We start from the raw sequence: 22,972 nt of genomic DNA, 5'->3' as shown, positions 1-22,972 counted from the left end.
AATGAATATGAGTATGAAAAAATATAGTTATTTGTTATTCTTGTCCATTCTTTTCACTCTATCTTCTTGCCTTACGGGAGGATTGGAAGATCTGCCTGAGTTTGAAGAGAATGAGATTAGCGGGGTACAACGTGTAGAGTATCGTTATATAAGCGATGAGGTTTCGAACGCAAGCGGACAGCAGATCGTGAAAAAAGTCGAACTTGGACGATCTAATATTGTTATTGATAAGGAGGCTAGTACAGTTAGTCTGGATGTATCAGTTCCTGCTGCCAATGAAGGATCTTTTCCGGCGTCAGAGTGGGAGAAATGTTCAGTAAATAATATAGGTGTGATGGTCACTTTGTCTACGGCTGCCAGAATTACTCCTAAAGAAGGATCGCCTGCTTTAGGTGTTCCTGGTGATTGGTCTAAACCCAATAAATATCTTGTAACAGCAGCTAATGGAGAGCAACGGGAGTGGACGATTACAATTGTTAATTTTACGAAGTAAACAGTCCGTTTTTTCAATATAATTTTTAGGTGGGGGATTCTATAAAGAATCCCCTTTTTTTGTCAAATGGTTTCGATATCCGTAACAGTTTTCCACGAAGATATGTACCAATCAGCTTTCCGGATAGTACAAAAAAAGAGCTACCCTTCGCAGGATAGCTCTTTATATATAAATGTATAAGAAAGTTGTCTATTAACGATCGTTACGGTTGTTGCGGTCTCCGCGATCCTGGCGAGGGCCACGGTCCCCACGTTCCGGTCTCGGACCTCTTTCAGGTCTTGGCGGACGTTCTTCGTAACCTTCTGGTTTCGGAAGCAATACTTTGCGTGACAGTTTGAACTTACCTGTTTTAGCGTCGATGTCTACCAGTTTAACCTGAATTGTATCACCTTCTTTCAAACCTGCCTGTTCTACTGTTTCCAGACGTTTCCAGTCGATTTCAGAGATGTGAAGCAGACCGTCTTTACCCGGCATGAATTCAACGAATGCACCGTAAGGCATGATAGAAGAAATCTTTCCTTCGTATACTTCACCGATTTCAGGAACGGCAACGATACCTTTGATCGCTCTGATAGCAGCATCGATCGTATCTTTGTTTGTTCCGGAGATTTCGATCTTACCTACACCGTCAACTTCTTCAATTGTGATAACAGCGCCGGTCTTTTCCTGGATACCCTGGATAATCTTTCCACCCGGGCCGATCACTGCGCCGATAAATTCTTTGCCGATCGTCATTGATTCGATGCGCGGAGCGTGCGGTTTCAGTTCGGCACGTGTTTCCGGCTGAGCTTCCATGATTTTACCCAGAATGTGCATACGGCCTTCTCTTGCCTGAGCCAATGCGTTTTCAAGGATTTCGTATGACAGACCGTCTACCTTGATATCCATCTGGGTAGCTGTGATACCGTCTGCTGTACCTGTTACCTTGAAGTCCATGTCTCCCAGGTGGTCTTCGTCACCTAAGATATCCGATAGGATAGCATAGTTCTGACCTTTGTTTTCAGAGATAAGACCCATTGCGATACCTGATACCGGTTTCTTCATCGGAACGCCGGCGTCTCTCAGAGCCAGTGTACCAGCACAAACAGTTGCCATAGAAGAAGAACCGTTTGATTCGAGGATATCGGAGATTACGCGTACGACATAAGGATAACCATCCGGAATCATGCGTTTTAAAGCGCGGTGAGCCAGATTTCCGTGGCCGACTTCACGACGTCCTACGCCACGTGATGCTTTTGCTTCACCGGTTGAGAACGGAGGGAAGTTATAATGTAATAAGAAACGTTCTTTGCTGTGGTTCAGTACGTCGTCAACCATCTTTTCGTCGGCTTTGGTACCGAGTGTAACAGTTGTCAGCGACTGAGTTTCGCCACGTGTGAAAACTGCTGATCCGTGAGGTCCCGGAAGGTAATCCGTTTCGATCCAGATCGGACGGATCTCCGTTGTTTTACGGCCGTCCAGACGTTTTCCTTCGTCAAGGATAGCGCGGCGCATGGCTTCTTTCTCTACATCGTGGTAGTAACGGCCGATCATTTCGGCTTTAGCTTCCAGTTCTTCTTCAGAGAAATTAGCTTTATATTCTTCTATGATTGCCTGGAAAGCATCGAAACGCTGGTGTTTGTCCGTACCCGATGTTGCAACGGCATATGCTTTTGCGAAACATTTGTCATGTACGTCTTTGCGCAGTTCTTCGTCGTTTTCTTCGTGGCAGTATTCGCGTTTAACGAGCTTGCCGCAAGCTTCCGACAGTTCAAGCTGAGCCTGGCACTGTACTTTGATAGCTTCGTGTGCAACCTTGATTGCATCCAGCATGTCTGATTCCTGTACTTCAGACATTTCACCTTCAACCATCATGATGTTGTCGATTGTTGCAGCAACCATCATATCGATGTCTGCTTTATCCAATTCAGAGAATGTCGGGTTGATAATAAATTTACCATCGACACGGGCTACGCGAACTTCAGAGATCGGTCCGTTGAAAGGTATATCTGAAACAGCCAGGGCAGCAGAAGCTGCTAAACCAGCCAATGCATCCGGCATATCTTCGCCGTCAGCAGAGAACAATATAACGTTTACATATACTTCAGCGTGGTAATTGTCCGGGAATAACGGACGCAAAGCGCGGTCAACGAGGCGCGATGTCAGGATTTCATAATCGGAAGCCTTTCCTTCTCTTTTTGTGAAACCTCCGGGAAAACGGCCAAATGCGGAGTACTTTTCTTTGTATTCAACTTGCAGCGGCATAAAGTCAACACCGGGATTTGCATCTTTAGCGGCACAAACAGTAGCCAGCAACACAGTGTTGCCCATACGTACGGTAACCGCACCGTCCGCCTGTTTTGCCAATTTCCCGGTCTCGATGGTGATGGTTCTTCCATCAGCCAACTCGATCGTCTTGTTAATTGGATTAAGCATAATCTTCTTTCTTATTTTTCTATCTGTAAAAATTGGTGCAAATGTAATGAAAGTTTACCTGTAAACACATGAAAATGAAAATAAAAAACATCAGAAAAGCCCTTTTTTATAAAAATAAAAGGAAGATTTTGAGAATAATAGTGCCACAATTGTAAAATAATGTATATTTGCATCGGAATTACGAACATTGTAAAGAAAAAAGGATGAAACAAATATCTGCGCAATTACTGGTTATTTTCGGAATTTGTATGCTGTTGTTTACTGCATGTAACAAGGCATCGGATTTTACAGTGAAGGGAGTTGTATCCGGAGCCGACGGTCAGACAATGTATCTGGAGAATGTGGGCATATCAAATATCGAATTGTTGGATTCGGTGAAACTGACTGCTGCCGGTAAATTCAAGTTTACCCATAAACGTCCGGAATTTCCGGATTTTTATCGTTTGCGTCTGAATAATCAATTGATAAATTTTGCGATCGACTCGGTTGAGACAGTTACTTTTGCTGCTGATGCCGGAACGTTTGCCACTTCTTATTCCGTTGAAGGATCTGAAAACAGTAAAGCGATCAAAGCGATCACCCTGGCACAGTTGGATGCGAACCAGGCGATCGGTCGTTTACGTAAAGAATATGAGGATAAGCATATTGCTGATACGACATACCGTGCAAGAATCCTGGAAACAGCAGAGGCTTATAAGGATGTAGCCCGTAAATATATTTATGCAGCCCCGATGTCGACAGCAGCTTATTTTGCTTTGTTTCAGCAGATCGACGGACTATTGTTCTTTGACCTCTATGACAGAAATGATGTAAAGGCTTACGGAGCAGTGGCTACCAGTTACGATCATTTCTATCCGGGAAGTCCGCGTTCGAAACATCTTTACAACCTGACTTTGCAGTCTATGAAGGTGCTTCGTGCACAGCGTCCAGTAAATCTGGATGATGTGAAAACGACTGAAGTGAGTTTTCTGGATATTGAATTGCCGAACCTGAAAGGGGAGGTGGTTAAACTATCTTCTGTGGCGGAGGGAAAGCCGGTTATTATTAATTTTACAGCTTATCAGGCTGAATGGTCTCCGGCATTGAATATGGCTTTGGGCGAATTATATACGCAGTATCATAGTCAGGGTTTGGATATTTATCAGGTGTCTCTGGACTCTGATGCTCACTTCTGGAAGAATGCGGCATCAAACCTGCCTTGGGTAGCTGTTCGTGATCCGCAGTCTGTCTACTCTCAGATAGCCGGATTGTATAATGTGAAACAACTCCCGGCGATCTTCATCCTTGACCGCAAAGGTAATCTGGTTAAACGGGTGGATGACGTGAAAAATCTGGCGGCAGATGTAAAAGCTGTACTTTAATATAGTAGCTAACAATCAGATTTATATGTTGTAAAGCACTTGTGAGGGTTTGTGCATTTTGAAAAGATGTCTTATCTTTGCAATGTCTAAAATAAAGAGAAAAAGGAGTTCCGGCCAGGTTGTTGGTCGGGATTCTTTTTTTATTATGCAGTAATAAATATTAATTTTTAAATCAATAATTAGGAGGATTTAGTATGGCTGTTAGTTATATGACAGAAGACGGCTACAATAAGATTTTAGCTGAAATCAACTATTTGGAAACCGTGAAGCGTCCTGAAATTTCTGCCCAGATTGCTGAAGCCAGGGATAAAGGTGACTTGTCTGAAAATGCAGAATATGACGCTGCAAAGGAGGCTCAAGGCATTATGGAAGCAAAACTGGCCCAGTTGAAGGGGTTGATATCTAATGCACGTCTGATAGATGAATCACGTGTTCAGACTGACGAAGTTCAGATTCTGAATAAGGTGAAGATCAAAAATACGAAGAATAATATGGTAATGACATATACATTGGTCTCCGATTCGGAAGCAAACCTGAAAGAAGGAAAGATTGCCGTGAGTACACCGATTGCAAAAGGACTGATGGGAAAGAAAGTCGGAGACGTGGTGGAAATCAAAGTTCCGTCCGGATTGATGACTTTTGAAATAATGGATATATCAATTTAATACAATAAGATATGGCAACAATATTCAGTAGAATAGTGGCTGGCGAGATACCCTGCCATAAGGTTGCGGAAGACGAAGAATTCTTCGCCTTCCTGGATATTAATCCGGTTGCAAAAGGGCATACTTTAGTGATTCCGAAGAAAGAAATTGACTATATTTTTGATCTGGAAGACGCATTGTTAGGGCGAATGATGGCTTTTGCCAAGCGTGTGGCCCGTGCTCAGGAAGCGGCTATTCCCTGCAAGCGTGTAGGGATAGCTGTAATGGGATTGGAAGTGCCTCATGCGCATATCCATTTAATCCCTATAACAAAGGAATCGGATATGTATTTTGGAGGCGAAAAAATGACAATAACTCAGGATGAGTTGGCAGCGGTAGCTGCCTTGATAAAAAAAGCGTACAAATAATTGGTCAAAGGCTTTTTTTATTGGAAATAATACGTATATTTCCTCTATAAATAAACAAACGTGAGTTCGAAATAAGTACCATAACCTTCCTCAGAATAACAGTCAAGCCATGTTTAATAACATGTATGTGTAAAAATATAACAAAAAGTTTGTATTAAAGAAAAATAAACCTGTCCTTTGACGAAAAGATTTTAACTATGAAAAACACAAAGAGATAACATTGCCACAGTCTTGACTATGAAATGTATGATCTTTGGGAGGGAGTCTGTATAAGGGTCCCTTTTTTCTTATTATTTTCTGTGTAATAAAAGTTACACTAACCTTATTTCGAACTCCCGTTAAAATAAGATCACTTTGTAGCTGTCCCTACATTTTGTCTATGTAGAGAGTGATAAATAATTTCCTCTTCGAGCTTGTTTGTCTCAGACGCAATTCCTTGCCAGAGCGTGCCTGTATACCAGTTTGCAAAAACGGGGTTTACTCCACCACAAATATAAGGGTCTTGGAACGCTCATTAAGAAGCAACCATTAATTCACCAATGGCATATAAGGTTGCTTTTTAGCTAATAAATTCCAAATAACAACGAGTAGCTTTCGAGCATTTGCCATTAAAGCCTTGTTGTGATTCATTCTCTTTTTCAAGGTATGATATCTGCTATAAAATTTAGATGTTTGAGTCCTGCAGGCTCCCCATGCACATTGTGTAAGCATAACACGTAAATACTTGTTTCCATGTAAAGTCTTTCTTCCTTTGATCTTTCCTGCACTTTGATCATTTCGCGGTCTTAATCCAGCCCAGCCAACTAAAGCTGATGCTGTTAGAAAGGCTTTCATGTCAACACCGATTTCTGCTATGATTCTCATAGCGCTTTCCTCTTTTATCCCAGGAGCTGTTTGAAGGATTTCCAGTTCCTCGGCATAATGTCCCTCGCAAATTATTCGCATTTTCTCTTTACACTCAAGAAGCTGACGATCATAAAGTTCCACTTCTTCCAAACTCATTTTAAGCATGTCTCTGTCTGATGAAGATACAATACCAGTCAAAGACGACTTAATAACCTCATGACAATGTTTATTACGAATACGCTTGTGAACCAACAGAGCTAATACTTCAGAATCAGTTTCACCACAGATTAATGCATTGACCACCTTACGCATGGATTTACAACCAATATCAGAAACATAATTACTCAAACGAATATTGCAACGTTGCAACGTTAGATCGATAGCAGATTCAGCTTGCTGTTTGCGACGAGTCAAATGGAAGATACGACGACTGTACTGACGTAATTCCTGTATTTTTGAATCAGGAATATAACTTCCCTTAATTAGCTCTTTCTGAAGAACAGTCGCAATCCATTGGGCATCTTTAATATCAGTTTTACGACCAGGGAGTTGACGGATGAAATAAGGGTTAACCAATTTAACATCAAAATCGCATTCCAAAATGCGCCAAATAGGAACCCAATAAATACTGGTGCTTTCCATTGCAACTTTACCAACACCATGAGAGACTAAAGTGTCACGAAGGCGATCCAGTTCCGGTGTTAAAGTTCCAAACACATCTTCAATTTTCTCACCGTTTGCTGTGAGAATACACATAAAGACACTATCTTTATGCACATCAAGACCACAAACTCTGTCCATAAGATATAGTTTTTTTGTATTACAACTTTAAAATAACGAAAGTCGGTGGAATAACAGCAGGGAGTGGTCTTTATTTTTATTAGACGCGCTTATAAATCTCAATTTTTATGTAAGTTTGTAACCACTATTTCTGCATAGTTTTAGAACGGCAGAAATAGTGGTTTTTTAAATGATTCATTAGTGGTTTTTACTCATAAATTTGTTAACCTTAGAAGAAAGGCCCCTCTGAGACAGAGCGGCCTTCTTTTTTAAACACACAAATTATAAACAAATCTTTTTATCTCCCTATATATGTATTGAAAAGTTAGAGTTATGCCATAAGTACGGACTAAGTGCCGGTAATCCCAAGTTTACAAAGTAAATGATACTTCCAATAAGTGCTAGTATCCAAATGACCAGTAGTGTCCATTTTGCCGGATTAGGTAATGGTTTCAAATTGAATAATTGACCGAATATGGCAAAAAGTAATGCTATTGCAGGTATTCCGATCAGTAAGATGATACCGATACAGCCTAAAACCGCCATATAAACAGGGACTCCGCTGTAGAGATCCATTCCGAAAGGAGAAAGCTGGTATAGCATTCCTGCACCTCCTCCAATTAGGGCTACCGTTACAACAAACAGTATAAATACAACCAGTAAGAGAGGAGGGAGCAAAATGATACCTACCAAGACTGCTCCGAATTTTAAGAGGAAGCCGAATACTGTGACAAATAGATCAGCTATTTTCTGAAAAAAACTTCTTGGTTTATCTGAACTTATATAATCGTTTACGTTATTGCTGACTTTTTCAAATCCATCAGTAACGGTTTGTCCGATGGTTTCGAGCGTTACGCTTTTACCTCTCATGATCAATCTGTCTGCGGCAGTCCTGGCCAACGGCATGACCATCCATAAAACAATATATAATATAGCCATCCAATGTACGACCGGAATGAATAACAGCAGAATCATTGCCAGTCTGACAGCGGTGGCGTCCCATCCCATATAGGCTGCAATACCGGCTGCTACACCACCGATTACCCGGTTGTCCGGGTCACGCATCAACTTTTTCTTGCCGGTAATGACCTGTTCCTGATAAGTCCGTTTCTTAGCATTCTCTTTTTCTTCTTCAGTCTCTTCCTCGAATATCTCTTCCGGTTTACCCATGCGGTTGATCACCTCTTCTACATGTTCGATCGTGATCACCTCATGTCCCAGGCGTACCCGTTCACCGAACAACTCCGAAATACGCATTTCGAAATCGTTCATGATCTCCTCGGAACCTTCTTCTTTACGGAAATGTATACGTAAATTAGAAAGATATTTATCCAGTAACTGGTATGCATCTTCGTCAATGTGGAAAACAGTTCCTCCCAAATTAACTGTAAGTGTCTTCTTCATTGTTTTCTAATTTTAATTGTTTCTGATGTGGTTTATTGTATCATTTAGTTCCTGCCAGGAGTTTTCCAGTTCACCGAGGAATTCTTCCCCTTTCGAAGTGAGTTGGTAATACTTACGGGGCGGTCCCTGCGTAGACTCTATCCACTGATAACTTAACAGTTCACTGTTCTTTAAACGGGTCAAGAGCGGATATAAAGTACCTTCTACTACAATCAATTTTGCTTCTTGTAACTTCTGAATAATGTCAGAGGTGTAAGCCGGCTCTTTTTTGAGAAGCAACAGGATACAATATTCCAGTGTCCCCTTTCTCATCTGTGATTTTACGTTCTCTGCATTCATCGCTTATAGTTTTATGCTGCAAATATATGTATTGCCTGTGTACTATGCAATACATGCTACTGTAATTATCCTATTTTAACATCTTTCGGGTGGCGGTCTGCCTGTATTTCTGAATCCATTTTTGCACAAAAAGTGCAATTGTGTGTAAAAAAAGGAGCGAAAGTGTTGCTATTCAGTAGGAAACCCGTACTTTTGTTGTATCAATTCAAAAAGAAGAATTATGGTTTATTACCACTATGCCGAGTTAATTCACAGACAGGCTGAAAAGTATGGTTCACGTACAGCTTTAAAATACCGTGATAATGAAAGCGGGAAATGGTTAAAGATCTCATGGAGAGAATTCTCAGAGAAAGTAATGCTTACAGCAAAGGCTATGGCTGAGTTTGGGATAGAAGTACAGGAAAAGATCGGTATCTATTCTCAAAATATGCCGCAATGTTTATTCACAGATTTCGGTGCATACGGAAACCGGGTGATTTCTATCCCGATGTATGCAACTAACTCTCCTGCTCAGATAGAATATATTATTAATGATGCGGAGATACATACGCTATTTGTGGGTGAACAGTTGCAATATAATAATGCCTTTAAGGTACAAAAAGAATCTGCCGTCTTAAAACGTCTGATTATTTTTGATCCGGCCGTTAAGTTGAATCCGGAAGATAAGACTTCTATTTATTTTGATGACTTTCTGCGTCTGGGCGACAATGCACATGCCGAGACTACTGTAAAGATCCGTATGAATGAGGCTAGTGCTGATGATGTGGCTACTATTATGTATACTTCGGGCACGACCGGTGAATCAAAGGGGGTCGTTCTTCATCATTTTAATTACCTGGAAGCGATGCGTATCCATGATATCCGCTTGCCGATGGTTAATGACAAGGATACATCTATGTGTTTCCTTCCGCTGACTCATATCTTTGAGAAGGCATGGACTTGCTATTGTCTGCATAAAGGGGTGAAGATTGCGATTAACCAGGATCCGAAGATGATCCAGAAAACATTGCCGGAAGTTCATCCGACGCTGATGTGTAATGTGCCGCGTTTCTGGGAAAAAGTATATGTGGGAGTACATGAGAAAATCAATTCCTCGGCACCTTTCATGAAGAAGATTTTTATGGATGCGATAGAGACTGGACGTCTGTATAATCTGGAATATAAGAATAAAGGTATCGAAGCCCCTTTCTGCCTGAAAACCAAATTTAAGTTTTATGATAAGACTGTCTTTACCCTACTGAAAAAAGTGCTGGGTATTGAAAGAGGACGTTTATTTCCGGTTGCAGGGGCTCCGCTATCCGATACGGTGAATGAATTCCTTCAGTCCGTTAATATTCCTATTGTCTATGGGTACGGATTGAGTGAAACGACGGCGACAGTTTGTTTCTATCCGGAAATAGGTTTTCAATTCGGTTCGATCGGTGAAATAATGCCGGGAGTAGAAGTTAAAATAGACGAGAGTAACGGAGAAATTCTTGTCAAAGGTAAAACAGTTACTACAGGTTATTATAATAAACCGGAAGAAAATGCGCGGTCATTTACTGAAGACGGCTTTTTCCGTACCGGGGATGCCGGACGTATGGAAGGAAACATTTTGTTCTTTACGGAACGCATCAAGGACCTTTATAAGACCTCAAATGGTAAATATATAGCTCCGCAAGCAATAGAAATAGAGATGGGGAGCGATAAGTATATCGAACAGATTGCTGTTATCGGCGACCAGCGTAAATTTGTCAGTGCTCTGATCGTGCCGGCTTATGCTTTGCTGGAAGAATATGCGGAAAAGAAGGGTATCGCGTATAGTAGTCGTGAAGAACTTTTGGCCAGTAATGAAATCATCCGCCTGATAGAGTCGCATATAGAGGAACATCAGAAAAATATGGCTTCTTACGAGAAGATCAAACGGTTCACTCTTCTTCCCCAGCCTTTTACGATGGAGGGGCGTGAGTTAACGGATACATTGAAATTACGTCGTCCGGTTGTTTTGCAAAAATATGCGAATGAGATTGAAGCGATGTATGCAGAGTAAACTGACAATTAATTTCCTATCTTTGCACAAAATTTAAAATAAGAAGAAGATTATGATAACATCAGACCAACTACAGAATGTGTTGGAGCGCGAGAACGCGCTGAGGGGGTATCTTTGACATAGATGGTAAGACCATCCAGTTAGAAGAAGAAGAACTGCGTACACAGGACCCCGGTTTCTGGGAAGATGCCAAACGGGCAGAGGCTCAGATGAAGAAAGTAAGAGAACTGAAGAAGTGGATCGAACTTTACAACGAGGTAAATGCAGCAGCAGAGGAGTTGCAGTTGGCTTATGAATATGTAAAAGAAGAGATTATCACCGAAGATGAAGTCGATGCGGCTTATGCCAAGGCTTTGGAGTTGGTAGAGAATCTGGAGTTCCGGAATATGCTTCGTGACGAGGCAGACCAGATGAGTTGTGTACTCAAGATCAATTCCGGTGCCGGTGGTACGGAAAGTCAGGACTGGGCTTCCATGCTGATGCGTATGTATTTGCGTTATGCGGAATCCCATAATTATAAAGTATCCATTGCGAACTTACAGGAAGGTGATGAGGCGGGTATTAAGACTGTCACGATCAATATTGAAGGCGATTATGCTTTCGGGTATCTGAAAAGTGAGAATGGCGTGCATCGTCTGGTTCGTGTTTCTCCCTACAATGCACAGGGAAAACGAATGACATCTTTTGCATCTGTATTTGTTACTCCGCTGGTTGATGACACGATCGAGGTCAAGATTGAAACAGCGGCTATTTCATGGGATACTTTCCGTTCAGGCGGTGCCGGTGGGCAGAATGTGAACAAGGTAGAATCAGGAGTACGCTTGCGTTACCAATTCAAAGATCCTTACACAGGTGAGGAGGAAGAGATTCTGATTGAAAACACTGAAACGCGCGACCAGCCGAAGAACCGTGAAAATGCGATGCGCCAGTTGCGTTCTATCCTGTACGATAAGGAATTGAAACATCGTTTGGCAGAACAGGCAAAGATCGAAGCAGGTAAGAAGAAAATCGAGTGGGGATCACAGATCCGCAGTTATGTTTTCGATGACCGTCGCGTCAAAGACCATCGTACAAACTATCAGACTTCCGACGTAAATGGTGTCATGGACGGCAAGATCGATGAATTTATCAAGGCTTACCTGATGGAATTTGGCGGTGAGGAAGCAGCTGAAAAGTAAAGTTTTTACAAGAATACTTGCAGAATCCGATTAAAAGTCGTAATATTGCACCCGATTTCAGAGCAAGCCTCTGAAACACCGGTCCTATAGCTCAGTTGGTTAGAGCACCTGACTCATAATCAGGGAGTCCTTGGTTCAAGCCCAAGTGGGACCACGTTGAAAAAGCAATTGCATAATTTGCAATTGCTTTTTTTATACCTTGTGATATTTTGCGACTTAATAATTGTTGAATAATATGCTTTGAAAAAATTGATTTTAGACCCTAACCTATATTTTTCTTAGAATTTGATTTTACTAGTATTAAATATAAAAAGTTATATGGAAACAAAGAAAGAAACTTCAATTGATTATTTTGTTGCGATACCTGCATTTCTGTCTATGTTGGTAATGTTAAATTATTACTTCTCTTTTTTTGTAATATCTCGAATTTTGAGAAGTTATGATATAGATGCTTATAGTATATTATCAATAGAAGATGTTCTATTTCCGATGGCATCTGTCAATGAAGCAGCTTTTCTGTCTATGTTTCTATTAATCGCTTCTTTGCTTGTATTGTCGTACTTTATAAATCAGGTTTATGATCAAAAGAAAGAAAAGATAAAAGACATATTGGGTAAATATATAAACCTTTTTACCTTAAAAAGTTGGTGTCTTATTGGTATTATATTACTCCTAGTGATAGGTATATTGTTTTTTTTATCACAAGGTATATATCTTATAATACTCGTATTTGCAGTGTTAATATTTAAGTTCTCAAATATTCTTAGCTTAAGAAATTGTGTAATATTATTTGGTATATTTGTGTGTTCTTTACATTTGTTCTATGATTTTATTTTAAGGGCTAGTATTCAAAAGGAAAATAAACAATCTTCTACGGTGATAATAGAAATGCATGATAATAAGTTGTTTAAGGTGAGTGGCGATTTACAGATTGTTTTTTGGGGAGCAAAATATGTAATACTAAGAAATTCGAAGTCTGATCAAGTAGAATTGATTCCAACTAGTGAAATAAAACATACTATGATCAGAAGTATTGAGTGAATTTTTTATAATGTTACTACAGAAATGCAAGTAAAGCTATATCATAAAACAAGAGATACGATATAATGATATTTTGCTCCTTTTATGATTTTAGGTTCTAGTGTAGATTAATTTACATATTTTGAATTTTGTTGAAAATGCAGAATTCTAAATTGTTTCTTATAAAAAGATTTAGTCTAGAATTCTGCGTTTGATCAAAATGTTTTAGAAACCATTTACCGCTTCAGCAGATGCGCCGGCTTCTGTCGGCCATCCGGGGTTTTGGTATAATGGTGAGATGGTATAGTCTATATTTCCACTATTACCAGAAGATGTTATGTTGAACTGGCTCATTCCGATGGGAGATAGATAATAGGCTGCCATCCAGCCGTAACCATTATACAAATTGTTATTCTCTTTTACAATCTGATAGGGTCTTAAATAATTACTGTTTGCCGGACTCGATACATTGGCCTCTTTAGAACTACCATCTCCGCCAGTATATTTTAATAATGACTGTCCGGATTCGTCTACATACCAATTTTGCATTTCTCCCCATAATTTAAATCCTTCTACGATATATTTCTGGTTGATCAGTTGATCCATTGATCGCCATCTTCTCAGGTCATCCCATCTGAAACCTTCTGACATCAGTTCACATGCCCTTTCTCTACGGATATTATACATGGTGGCATCTATTAGCTGACCGGCAGTATATGCAGAGAGCAGGTGAGATTCTTTTCCCATATCTGTAACCTGGATTGTTTTGCGGAAATCTGTATCAATTCCTGCACGTTCCCGGAGTGCTTTCCAGTATTTTTCTGCTGTTCCGTCTACGTTTCCATTTTTTATGTAGGAAGCCTCGATATAATTCAGATATGCTTCTGCCGCCCTATATTCGATGACACCAGATTCCTGTACCGGACCTGTCTTATCGTCGACAGACATTGTCAGACCTTTCTTTATGTCATATCCTGTTACTGATTTATACTCTGCGGTTGTCAGGATCATTGGAGCTGGTAATAAGGCCTTGCTTCCATCCGATTTTATGGAAAGTTCTTCATCCTTGATTTTGAGGAATTGAACTAACCGGTTATCTCTGTTTTGTTTGACATTTTTCAGATTTTCATCTCCGGCATATAAGGAAGAAGCATAGGTAGGCATTCCATCCTTCATCAGGAAGCTATTGATATAACCTTTGGTATATCCACTTCCTGATCCGCCTTTGCTATGAGCAAATCCATATCCCAGCCCTCCGCCGATTAAGTTGGTAGCACTCCAAAACAGAACTTCCGGATACACTGATAAATCTTTATCTGTGTACATTTGTACATATGGATTATTACTAAACGAATAATCTGTTTGCGTATTTTCGGTTAATGGAATACGATCGGCTATCTCTTTGGATGCTTCCATACATTCTGTGAGGAAGAAATTTATTTCGTTATCTATATCGATACTGAAATTTGAGTTATAGTCTTTTGATACTCCCGGCCAGCCGTTTCCTCCTGGAACAAAAGCAGTTCCTTTGAAATTTTTCAGCCATGACCCTATATACAAAGCGGCACGCGATTTGAAAAGTAATGCTGCATCTTTGGTCAATCGGTTACGTTTTATATCGTCGGAAGCGGGAGATGACATTAGTATGATAGCTGAATCCAGATCATTCAGGATAAAGCGTCCGACCTCATTCATCGGACGGCGTTCGTTTGCTTTCACCAATGCTTCTTTATCTGCAATGTTTATGTTGGTTTTAATGATGGGGAAATCGCCAAATTTTTTAAGTTTTTCAAAATATGCCCTGGCTCTTAACATATACATTTCTCCGATATAGTGTTTTATATCCGTTCTGCTTCCGGATATTTGATCTGCTTGGTATTTGGGCATTGCATGGTCAAAGAAATAATTTATGTTGTATATTTCTGCGAATTCCCATTCGCCGTCACCATCGCTTACTTTAAGAATACCCGGAACCCATCTATCTTGATCACCTTCCGTGGCAACCTGTACATCGGTATTATTATCCAATTTGAAAACTCCCAGCCCATAACCATCTTTGTTATTAGAATTGAAAGTATAATTGTTATTTAACTTATAGGCATAACAGGTAATTGCATAAGTCCCCAATTGTTCTGAAGTTGAGAAATAGACTTCAGGAGTGATCTTATCGAGAGGCTCACGATCGAGAAAATCGTTGCATGATATGAGAGAAAGAGCCGTTGCTAATATATAATAGACTTTTTTCATATTGATTCTATATTAAAGTATCTGTAATTATAGTGTAACACTTAATCCACATGAGATCGTAGTTTTCAACGGAGACGCTTTTCCTGAACCGGCAGCGTATCCGTCCAATACTTCCGGATCGTAGGCATCAGCTTTTAGTCCGCTGATCGTGAATATATTATCGGCAGATAAGAAGATTCTCAGATTACTTACTTTAATTTTGTTTATAACCTGAAGTGGAAGTGTGTATCCGATTTGCATATTTTTCAAACGGATATAGGCCGCGTTTTGTAAATACTGGGTACTGATTTCTTTGTTTTTTTTATCTCCGCTTAAAAGTGGGCGTGGAAGATAGCCGTTGACATTCGGGCCAAAATAGCTATCCGTATCCGCAGCACGGAAATAATCTTGTGTTTCTTTCAATGCTGTTGATTGCCAGTACCCATTGTCAGCTCTCCAGAAATAGAGTCCGGTCAACCATACATCTCTTTTCATCGTTCCCTGAAAGAACAGACTTATGTCAAATCCTTTATAGGCAGCGTTCAAGGTTAGACCGAAATTGTAACGTGGAGTTGTATTTCCAATAATCTTTTTATCTCCGGAATCGCCTACGACTCCTTTTCCTCCATCGATTTTTCCATCTCCGTTGAGATCGGCATACATAACATCACCGGCAGCCCAGTTAGAACCTAGTGCATCCTGTCCTCCGTTAGGCAGACTGGCTAAATGATTTTTCATTTGTTCCTCAGTGCGTGCCAGATCAATTGTTTCGTATCCCCAGATATCTCCGAGCATAGCATTTTCATAATAACGAACTTTGTTATCGCTGTCAAAGATCGTTTTAGTCGTATTGGGATATTTGAGAATCTTTGATCGATTATCGGACAGAACCAATGTGGCACCATAACTAAAACCAGAATTCAAAACATCCCGCCAATTTAAACTGAGTTCCCATCCTGTTGTTCTCATTTTAGCATTATTGGTATAAGGAGGAGTAACACCGGCAGTGTTTGGCAACTCTTCACCCGGAGCAACCATATCATTGGTTGTTCGCCAGAAATAATCGAATGTTCCGGTCAATCGGTTATTGAGCATTCCTAAATCCAAACCGAGGTCATAAGATGTAACTGTTTCCCATGTGAGTAACGGTGATATGGGCTTGGCAGGTTCTGCTTTATTGGGCTTTTGATTATTCAATAACCAGCTGCCAGTACCCATTCCTAATATCATTGACGAATAGAATGGATAAATCTCTTCTGTCGCTTGGTTTCCCAGGTTACCGTAAGAGCCTCTTATTTTAAGAGTATTGACCCAATCCTGATTTTCTGTCATAAATGATTCATGAGCCAGATTCCAGGCAACGGAAACAGAAGGGAAGCTATTCCAGCGTTGTTCCCGGTTGAAACGTGAACTTCCATCATACCGGTAATTGACTTCAGCCAAATATCTGCCTTTGTAACTGTAGTTCAGACGTCCGAAGAAACCGACGGTAGCCCATTCGTTCAGGTCGCTTCCCATTTCGTATGCAGTACTGGAAGTTGTGTTTCCTAATGATGGGATTTCAGGAGAAATAATTCCGTCCCTTTGGGCATAAATTCGTTTGTACTGGTTTAATTCTGCTTGGAATCCGGCCATCACGGTAAAAGAATGTCCGTTTTCCAGCTCTTTACTGTATTGAGTATATACGTTCGGATTAAAATAGTTTGTCCGTAATGCTTCTTCTTTCACAAAAGACCGTCCTCCATAACCGTCGTCGCGGGCCATAGCAAAATAGGAACCGTCCTCTTTTTTTTCCATGATGAGTTGAACATCTGTATGCTTTTCCGTTCTGTCGATACGATAATTGGCTTCTGCTATTATCTGCCAATCCTTTAATGGTTTAACAACTAACTGTAGTTGTTGGTACAACACGTCCAGGTCTTCGAAATACATACCTCCGTGATCCATCTCATTTAATTGCGATTCTTTATTGAAGATACCATCTGGAGTATATACCGGATTGGAAGGACGTCGGCGTGGCATACTGTGATAATATACCTGGTTCATCTGGTAAGAAGGAGCCTGATAATCTTTGCGTGAGAATTTAACATTAGCATTAATGTCCAACCATTCAAAAGGTTTAGCATTTATCTTTGCATTGAATGCATATCTTTTGTAGTCTTCATTTCCAAAATTTTGGTCACTGCCTAAATTTTGGAAATTACCGGAGATATAATAGTTTACTTTATTACCCCCTCCGCTGATACTTATATTATGTTCTTGGGAGAAACTCCAATCTTTATAATAAACTCCAAACCATTCTGTATTTCCCCAGGAGTCCAGATTCTTTTTCCAAATACCGTTGGAGTCATATTCTGTGGCATAGTCAATTTCTCCGGCGATGAATTGTCTTGTTTTTTCCATAACATCTGAAGTGTATTGTGCTCCGAGACCAGCGTTAGCTGCCGCTTCATTGAAATAGGTATTGAACTCATAACCGTTCAGAAAGGAGGGTAGTTTAGTAGGGGTAGACCAACGCAAATTGTTATTGTAATTTACTGTAGTTTTACCTTCTTCCCCTTTCTTTGTGGTGATCAGGATAACACCGAATGCAGCTCTCGAGCCATAGATCGCTGAGGCACCGGCATCTTTCAATACAGAAATACTTTCAATGTCCTGTGTGTTGATTAAGTTCATATCGCCTTCAATCCCGTCAATCAGTATGAGGGGGGATGATTTGGATCCTTCTCCGATACTGCCGGTTCCCCGGATATTGATGGAAGGAGCTTCATTGAGGGCTCCTCCTTTATCGGAGGCAATGATATTTAATCCTGGAGAAATTCCTTGCAGCGCTTGTGAGACATTAGCTACCGGTCGGTTTGCTAATGCTTTTGAATCGACAGTTGCGACGGCTGCTGTGAGGTTGGATTTTTTCTGTGTACCAAAAGCTACAACGACGACTTCATCGATTGCTTGTGTATCTTCTGATAAATTAATTGCCAGAATAGATTGATTGCTGCTAACCGTGATATCCTTGGTATTATAACCGATATAAGATACCTGTAATAAGGCTCCGGGCGTTATTTCTAAAGAAAATTTGCCATTCAAATCGGTGATAGTTCCGTTTGTTGTTCCTTTCTCAACTACGTTTGCTCCGATGATAGGTTCACCACTGGCATCAGTCACAGTTCCTTCTACCAGTTTCTTCTGCTGATTTACCGATGCTTTTTCTGCAACGGTAGAGACCACAATATAAGATCCCTCTTTTACGTAGCTTAATCCTATTTCCTTAAATAAATTATCTAAGACCTGATTAACAGGTTGGTTTACTGCGTTTACACCAACGTTCTGACTGGTATTTACATTTATATTATATACAAATAAATAATCAGTTTGTTTTTCTATCGTATTCAGTACTTCTTTTAAAGAAGTATTGGTGGCCTGGACAGTGACTCGTGCATTTTGTGAGTTTGAATTGACAGCATGTAATGAAAATATCAATACAAATGCTAAAAATGAGGTTATTCTCATAATTCTGAAAAAATGTTTATGTCGTGATTTTTTTAGATAATAGGGTCCCGACAAAGATACTTTATTCATAACTTTGTAATTGTTAGAGATTAATACAGTTGTTAATAATTGTGTTAGTCATGAAGCGATAGATGTTCCCGCATTTATCGCTTTTTCTTTATGAGCTATTTCATAGGCAATATGATTTAAAGGTTCAACATATTATTTTATATAGATAATCGTATTATTTTCATTTCGCTGGAAACGGAACTTGACATCTCGTTGTAAAACTTGTAATATAAAGTCTACACCGTCTGAAATCCTAAATTTGCCACTACAAATATAGTTATCCAGGTTCTTATTTTCGTTTATGATCTGTATATCGTATGTCTTTTCGAATTCTTTCATCAGGTCATTAAACGCGATGTGTTCAAAACAAAGTAATCCGTCTCTCCAGCGATAAATGTCATAATTCTGTATCTTTTCAACAACCAGTTGTCCATTTATAGAATTAGCTTTTTGTTGAGGATGTAACAAGGTTATATTTGAAGGTTCTGTCTTGTCTGAAATCTGTATGGAACCTTCCATTAATGCTGCTGAAAATAGGGGAGTATCATTATATGCTTCGACATTGAATTTAGTACCTAATACTTGTATGTCATATTTATCGGTTTGTACAACAAATGGTCTTTTAAGGTCTTTAGCTACTTCAAAATAACCTTCTCCATCAAGTGTTACTTCCCGCTTGCCTTTTGTGAAAGAGGCTGGGTATCTCATTTTAGAACCGGAATTAAGCCACACATTTGTCCCGTCCGACAATAAAAGATTCACTCTTTGTCCGGTCGGTACTATAATTGTGTTCATTTCAAAATTCTTCTCCGGTTTTGTTATATAATAGACTTGCAAACCACACATGATAAGTAGGAGAACAACTGCTGCATATTTGATTAGGTTGTTTAACAGATATCCTTTTCCAGAAGAATGCGGCGTACTGTTTCTCTTGTTCTGAACAAGCAGCAGGTCAAAGTACTTACGTTCTTTTATGTATTCCTGCATGTTTTCTTCAGAAGCTTCCGTCCAGTCGCAAACCTCTTCTTCTTCTTCAAGAGATGCTTTTCCTTCGAAAAAACGATATAGTATTTTTCTTTCCATATATAGTAAGCACATAAGTGAAATGTATCCCTAATGGAAAAACTTACTTTTTTCAATAAAAACAAGGTCGTTGTTAATTAATTCAGGAAGATAAGAAAGAACGGGAGATAATCTTTTAATCTTTTTCTTAATACGCCGAGAGCTTTGGATATATGGAATTCAATGCTTTTAGTTGATAAGTCGAGATATTCGGCAATCTCTTTATGAGTTTTATTCTCATACCGGCTCATAATAAAGATAGTGCGTGTCTTTTCGGGTAGACTTTCTAATGTCTCGTCTATCAGGCGTTGTGCTTCCGAACTGAATAGTTCTTCCGGATCGCAAGCTTCCAGTGTAGTGATTTTTAGTCTCCTGACTCTGTCCATGTGGGTCCAGAGATTCTGTTCGATGTCTTCCCGGATTCGTTGATTACGTAGGTAGTTGAGGCTTTTATGTTTGACTACTTCCATGATATAAGCCGGGATATTCGAATTGGAGCTGAGAGAATGCCGGTTTTCCCAATAATATACCAAACTGTCGACCACTATATCTTCGGCGGTATCTTCATCCTGAATATAAGTGTTAGCAAAACGGATGAAAATTCCCTGATAGTTCGAAAACAGTTTGTTAAATTCCTTTATCTCTGAAATGTTCTCCATATCGAATGATTGATGGGGTAAAGATATATAAAAATTGAAGATTACAATATTTCTTCCCATAATCAATATCTCTTAGCAAAGGTAATGCTTTTTGTGATATATGACATATATGTCATTGAAAAAGTAAAAAAAGCTGCTGTAATTTGAATCATGCAGAACATTAAGAATGATTTGTTAATAAAAGAAATAGCACGGCAGATTAAAGAGCTTCGGCTTTCCCGGAATTTGTCGCAGGAAGATGTTTATCTTGATACTGATATACATTGTGGACGTTTGGAACAAGGAAAAAATAATATAACTGTTAGTACATTAAAAGTATTATGCGATTATTTTCAGATATCTTTATCAGAATTCTTTAATCGAATTGAAAAACAATCATTAAAATGATAATTTATCATTGATTTACCGAGGCTGTATAGGGTAGGGGTGGGGTTGGTTCTCATAGAAGCTGTTCTAAATGTTTGGGCCATATCCATATAGATAATATTATTAAGCTTTTGATGATTAAACTGAAAGAATATATATGTAAAACGGATTTGTTTGTCTTTAAAAGGGGCTTTGTTGGTGTGTTTTTGTATTTTGATTTTTTCTTCTTCTAGAGTTGTAAATATGCTGTTTAACATACAAAATCAATGCTTGGAAAATGGATTTTGTTGAAAAATCTACTGTAGTTGATATAATTTTGTGTTTAAACGAATTTCAATCTCGGTTAAAACGAATTTTTTTCGTTTTAACTGCATGTCAATTGGGGTCTAAACGAAGGTTTGTGATCTTTTTATCTGGAGCTGGTGTTAAAATATGTGTTTTTTATTCTTCTAGAAGTGATATTAATAGCTTAGGTACTGTTATTGTTTTGTGCATTTTTTTGATCAAGAAGATGTAGTAATGCTGTTTATTCTATCTTTATGCTATTTTGTGATTCTTTTAGTAAAGAAGATTTTTTGTATTGAACGATGTTTATACTCAACCAAATACGGAGACTATCTGCATTTTTCTATCTCCGTATTTGATTTGCCAGCTTATAATAAACAAACTTTTAATGTAGCAATTTGTGTTTATTTATCCGGGTCTGTGTAGAGCTTTTTCCCTTCGTTCCAAGGGAGCATTTCTCCTTTTCCCCACCAGAAAAAATCATCTAGATTACAAAAATCGTTATTTTTCTCCATTTCTTCTTTTAATAACTTTTTGTAGGCTCCAAGTTTGAAGGCGTAAGCCGGTTCTTGGGCATGATTGACCATTTCCCAGGGATCGTTTTTCAGATCGAATAATTGTTCAGTTCTGAAGCCTCCGACATTATAGATGATATATTTCCAGCCATCTTTCACCAATCCGCGTTGAATGCTGTTGTATGCAAGGAACAGGCAGTCTCTGTGTTTATCTGCCCCTTTGATAACTGGTAGTAAAGATTTTCCGGTGACGGACGGAGCCGGCTGTGTGCCTGTCAAGTCACAAAGTGTTGGATATACGTCGTAAAGATAACAGTTTACATCTTTTTTTGTTCCTTTTTCTTTCTCTAGGCCGGGAACAGATATAACTAAAGGAACACGTACGCTGTGATCATATAAATTCTGTTTACCCAGCAAACCGTGCTGTCCGACTGCTAATCCGTTATCCGAAGCAAACACAAGGATGGTATTATCCATTTGCCCGCTTTCTTTTAGTGCCTGTATAATCCGTCCGATCTGTGTATCTACTTCGCTGATCATACCGTAGTATCCGGCTAACTCTTTCTGTATGGTTTGAGTGTTTCGTGGAATAGGAGATAAGACTTCATCGCGTACTTTCATATCTCCGTTATCAAACGGATGCTGAGGTAAGAAATTAATTGGTAAATTCAATGTATCAGCTTTATAATTCTGTGCATAATCCGGATGTTGCATACGCGGATCATGAGGCGAGGTAAAAGCGACATAAGCGAAGAATGGAGATTTCTCTTTTTTCCGTCCTTGCAGGAACTCTACCGCCGCATCGGCAAACATCTCGGAAGAGAATTTTTTTCCGGTAAATGGTTCGCCTGCATAGTCGCCTGCCGGGTCGTAATGATAGAGGCGTGGAGATACATGTCCGTTTGTCTGATAAGAATGCATTCCTCCGAAGAAAATATTTTCTCCCTTCTCGAAAGAGCGGTTGAAAGACTTAAGATCCGAATGCCATTTTCCGGTGGCAAACGTGGTGTATCCGTTTTGCCTCAATAACTCGGGAAGAGTAACATGTTGCTCCGGTATCCGGGCACCGTCCTGAATGACTTGATAAACCCCTCTTCCGGTCATAATCATTGCCCGGCTGGGCATCGACAGGGCACCCCCTAACGAACCGTTGGTGTATGTCCGGGTAAATGATATGCCATTATTTACGATCCGGTCGATATTGGGTGAATGAACCTGATCGCATCCATAGGCGTGGATACACGTACTTTGCATGTCATCGACAAGGATGAACAGGACGTTCGGCGCTTTCTTTTTAGATTGCGCCAAGCATGCCGTTGATAAGGCCAGTGTGAAAACTGGAATGAAGATTTTTCTCATATTTT

General features: G+C 39.7%; 17 protein-coding genes and 1 tRNA gene. 9 read left to right on the top strand and 9 right to left on the bottom strand.

Annotation, left to right across the window (positions count from 1 at the left end; all coding sequences use genetic code 11):
• Positions 1–13 precede the first annotated feature (13 nt).
• On the top strand, positions 14–493 hold the full coding sequence (locus HMPREF1535_RS07075; RefSeq protein ID WP_009860747.1) for a DUF5018-related domain-containing protein: 480 nt from the start codon (positions 14–16) through the stop codon (positions 491–493).
• Between the two features lie 192 nt (positions 494–685).
• On the opposite strand, the gene pnp is transcribed toward HMPREF1535_RS07075, so the two are convergent.
• Entirely contained in the window at positions 686–2,908 is a 2,223-nt protein-coding gene (gene pnp / locus HMPREF1535_RS07070; RefSeq protein WP_009860748.1) for a polyribonucleotide nucleotidyltransferase, read from the bottom strand.
• Positions 2,909–3,111: 203 nt separating this feature from the next.
• Between pnp and HMPREF1535_RS07065 the strand changes: the two genes are divergently transcribed.
• The 3 genes from HMPREF1535_RS07065 to HMPREF1535_RS07055 all read left to right on the top strand — a co-directional run bounded on the left by HMPREF1535_RS07065 (position 3,112) and on the right by HMPREF1535_RS07055 (position 5,341).
• Entirely contained in the window at positions 3,112–4,269 is a 1,158-nt protein-coding gene (locus HMPREF1535_RS07065) for a TlpA disulfide reductase family protein (protein WP_044214987.1), read from the top strand.
• A gap of 194 nt (positions 4,270–4,463) precedes the next feature.
• The gene (gene greA, locus HMPREF1535_RS07060; protein ID WP_009860750.1) at positions 4,464–4,934 is read left to right on the top strand and encodes a transcription elongation factor GreA; all 471 of its coding nucleotides are present in this window, start codon (positions 4,464–4,466) and stop codon (positions 4,932–4,934) included.
• A gap of 11 nt (positions 4,935–4,945) precedes the next feature.
• A complete protein-coding gene (locus tag HMPREF1535_RS07055; protein ID WP_009860751.1) occupies positions 4,946–5,341 on the top strand; it encodes an HIT family protein in 396 nt (131 codons plus the stop codon).
• Positions 5,342–5,869: 528 nt separating this feature from the next.
• Here the strand turns inward: HMPREF1535_RS07055 and HMPREF1535_RS07050 are convergent.
• From HMPREF1535_RS07050 to HMPREF1535_RS07040, 3 genes are all read right to left on the bottom strand, one after another.
• Positions 5,870–6,988: an IS110 family RNA-guided transposase gene (locus tag HMPREF1535_RS07050; RefSeq protein ID WP_046145437.1), complete on the bottom strand. Its 1,119-nt coding sequence runs from the start codon at positions 6,986–6,988 to the stop codon at positions 5,870–5,872.
• Positions 6,989–7,273: 285 nt separating this feature from the next.
• On the bottom strand, positions 7,274–8,371 hold the full coding sequence (locus HMPREF1535_RS07045; RefSeq protein ID WP_009860752.1) for a PspC domain-containing protein: 1,098 nt from the start codon (positions 8,369–8,371) through the stop codon (positions 7,274–7,276).
• A 12-nt stretch (positions 8,372–8,383) separates the two neighbouring features.
• The gene (locus tag HMPREF1535_RS07040) at positions 8,384–8,710 is read right to left on the bottom strand and encodes a PadR family transcriptional regulator (protein ID WP_009860753.1); all 327 of its coding nucleotides are present in this window, start codon (positions 8,708–8,710) and stop codon (positions 8,384–8,386) included.
• Between the two features lie 220 nt (positions 8,711–8,930).
• Here HMPREF1535_RS07040 and HMPREF1535_RS07035 point away from each other — a divergent pair, with 220 nt between their 5' ends.
• The 4 genes from HMPREF1535_RS07035 (at position 8,931) to HMPREF1535_RS07020 (ending at position 12,958) form a co-directional block, all read left to right on the top strand.
• Complete coding sequence (locus HMPREF1535_RS07035; RefSeq protein ID WP_046145699.1) at positions 8,931–10,739, top strand: AMP-dependent synthetase/ligase; 1,809 nt, start codon at positions 8,931–8,933, stop codon at positions 10,737–10,739.
• Positions 10,740–10,791: 52 nt separating this feature from the next.
• A protein-coding gene (prfB, locus tag HMPREF1535_RS07030) for a peptide chain release factor 2 (RefSeq protein ID WP_121719448.1) occupies positions 10,792–11,917 on the top strand; the annotation gives its coding sequence in 2 pieces (ribosomal slippage) (positions 10,792–10,854 and positions 10,856–11,917; 1,125 coding nt in all).
• Positions 11,918–11,997: 80 nt separating this feature from the next.
• A tRNA-Ile gene (locus tag HMPREF1535_RS07025) sits at positions 11,998–12,071 on the top strand.
• 164 nt (positions 12,072–12,235) lie between these two features.
• Positions 12,236–12,958, top strand: a complete 723-nt coding sequence (locus HMPREF1535_RS07020) for a hypothetical protein (RefSeq protein WP_046145698.1) — start codon at positions 12,236–12,238, stop codon at positions 12,956–12,958.
• Between the two features lie 204 nt (positions 12,959–13,162).
• Here the strand turns inward: HMPREF1535_RS07020 and HMPREF1535_RS07015 are convergent, their stop codons facing one another.
• The 4 genes from HMPREF1535_RS07015 to HMPREF1535_RS07000 form a co-directional block, all read right to left on the bottom strand.
• The gene (locus HMPREF1535_RS07015; RefSeq protein WP_046145697.1) at positions 13,163–15,184 is read right to left on the bottom strand and encodes a RagB/SusD family nutrient uptake outer membrane protein; all 2,022 of its coding nucleotides are present in this window, start codon (positions 15,182–15,184) and stop codon (positions 13,163–13,165) included.
• Between the two features lie 27 nt (positions 15,185–15,211).
• Positions 15,212–18,673 (bottom strand): TonB-dependent receptor, encoded by a 3,462-nt coding sequence (locus tag HMPREF1535_RS07010; protein WP_052716667.1) that lies wholly within the window; start codon positions 18,671–18,673, stop codon positions 15,212–15,214.
• A gap of 201 nt (positions 18,674–18,874) precedes the next feature.
• Entirely contained in the window at positions 18,875–19,804 is a 930-nt protein-coding gene (locus tag HMPREF1535_RS07005) for a FecR family protein (protein ID WP_046146449.1), read from the bottom strand.
• A gap of 77 nt (positions 19,805–19,881) precedes the next feature.
• Positions 19,882–20,442 (bottom strand): RNA polymerase sigma-70 factor, encoded by a 561-nt coding sequence (locus HMPREF1535_RS07000; protein ID WP_046146448.1) that lies wholly within the window; start codon positions 20,440–20,442, stop codon positions 19,882–19,884.
• A gap of 150 nt (positions 20,443–20,592) precedes the next feature.
• Here HMPREF1535_RS07000 and HMPREF1535_RS25340 point away from each other — a divergent pair, with 150 nt between their 5' ends.
• On the top strand, positions 20,593–20,829 hold the full coding sequence (locus HMPREF1535_RS25340; RefSeq protein ID WP_187386421.1) for a helix-turn-helix domain-containing protein: 237 nt from the start codon (positions 20,593–20,595) through the stop codon (positions 20,827–20,829).
• Between the two features lie 668 nt (positions 20,830–21,497).
• On the opposite strand, the gene HMPREF1535_RS06990 is transcribed toward HMPREF1535_RS25340, so the two are convergent.
• Positions 21,498–22,967 carry a sulfatase family protein gene (locus tag HMPREF1535_RS06990; protein ID WP_046145695.1) on the bottom strand — a complete coding sequence of 490 codons (1,470 nt, stop codon included), beginning with the start codon at positions 22,965–22,967 and terminating at the stop codon, positions 21,498–21,500.
• Positions 22,968–22,972 lie beyond the last annotated feature (5 nt).

This window comes from Parabacteroides goldsteinii DSM 19448 = WAL 12034 (assembly GCF_000969835.1).
Taxonomy (GTDB): Bacteria; Bacteroidota; Bacteroidia; order Bacteroidales; family Tannerellaceae; genus Parabacteroides; species Parabacteroides goldsteinii.
Note: the sequence above shows the minus strand (reverse complement) of the source record. Positions and strands in the feature narration are given on the sequence as shown.

Excerpts from the sequence above, each read along its gene's own strand:
- HMPREF1535_RS07075 (WP_009860747.1), top strand. The coding sequence starts at position 14 with ATGAAAAAATATAGTTATTTGTTATTCTTGTCCATTCTTTTCACTCTA.
- pnp (WP_009860748.1), bottom strand. The coding sequence starts at position 2,908 with ATGCTTAATCCAATTAACAAGACGATCGAGTTGGCTGATGGAAGAACC.
- HMPREF1535_RS07065 (WP_044214987.1), top strand. The coding sequence starts at position 3,112 with ATGAAACAAATATCTGCGCAATTACTGGTTATTTTCGGAATTTGTATG.
- greA (WP_009860750.1), top strand. The coding sequence starts at position 4,464 with ATGGCTGTTAGTTATATGACAGAAGACGGCTACAATAAGATTTTAGCT.
- HMPREF1535_RS07055 (WP_009860751.1), top strand. The coding sequence starts at position 4,946 with ATGGCAACAATATTCAGTAGAATAGTGGCTGGCGAGATACCCTGCCAT.
- HMPREF1535_RS07050 (WP_046145437.1), bottom strand. The coding sequence starts at position 6,988 with ATGGACAGAGTTTGTGGTCTTGATGTGCATAAAGATAGTGTCTTTATG.
- HMPREF1535_RS07045 (WP_009860752.1), bottom strand. The coding sequence starts at position 8,371 with ATGAAGAAGACACTTACAGTTAATTTGGGAGGAACTGTTTTCCACATT.
- HMPREF1535_RS07040 (WP_009860753.1), bottom strand. The coding sequence starts at position 8,710 with ATGAATGCAGAGAACGTAAAATCACAGATGAGAAAGGGGACACTGGAA.
- HMPREF1535_RS07035 (WP_046145699.1), top strand. The coding sequence starts at position 8,931 with ATGGTTTATTACCACTATGCCGAGTTAATTCACAGACAGGCTGAAAAG.
- HMPREF1535_RS07020 (WP_046145698.1), top strand. The coding sequence starts at position 12,236 with ATGGAAACAAAGAAAGAAACTTCAATTGATTATTTTGTTGCGATACCT.
- HMPREF1535_RS07015 (WP_046145697.1), bottom strand. The coding sequence starts at position 15,184 with ATGAAAAAAGTCTATTATATATTAGCAACGGCTCTTTCTCTCATATCA.
- HMPREF1535_RS07010 (WP_052716667.1), bottom strand. The coding sequence starts at position 18,673 with ATGAGAATAACCTCATTTTTAGCATTTGTATTGATATTTTCATTACAT.
- HMPREF1535_RS07005 (WP_046146449.1), bottom strand. The coding sequence starts at position 19,804 with ATGGAAAGAAAAATACTATATCGTTTTTTCGAAGGAAAAGCATCTCTT.
- HMPREF1535_RS07000 (WP_046146448.1), bottom strand. The coding sequence starts at position 20,442 with ATGGAGAACATTTCAGAGATAAAGGAATTTAACAAACTGTTTTCGAAC.
- HMPREF1535_RS25340 (WP_187386421.1), top strand. The coding sequence starts at position 20,593 with ATGCAGAACATTAAGAATGATTTGTTAATAAAAGAAATAGCACGGCAG.
- HMPREF1535_RS06990 (WP_046145695.1), bottom strand. The coding sequence starts at position 22,967 with ATGAGAAAAATCTTCATTCCAGTTTTCACACTGGCCTTATCAACGGCA.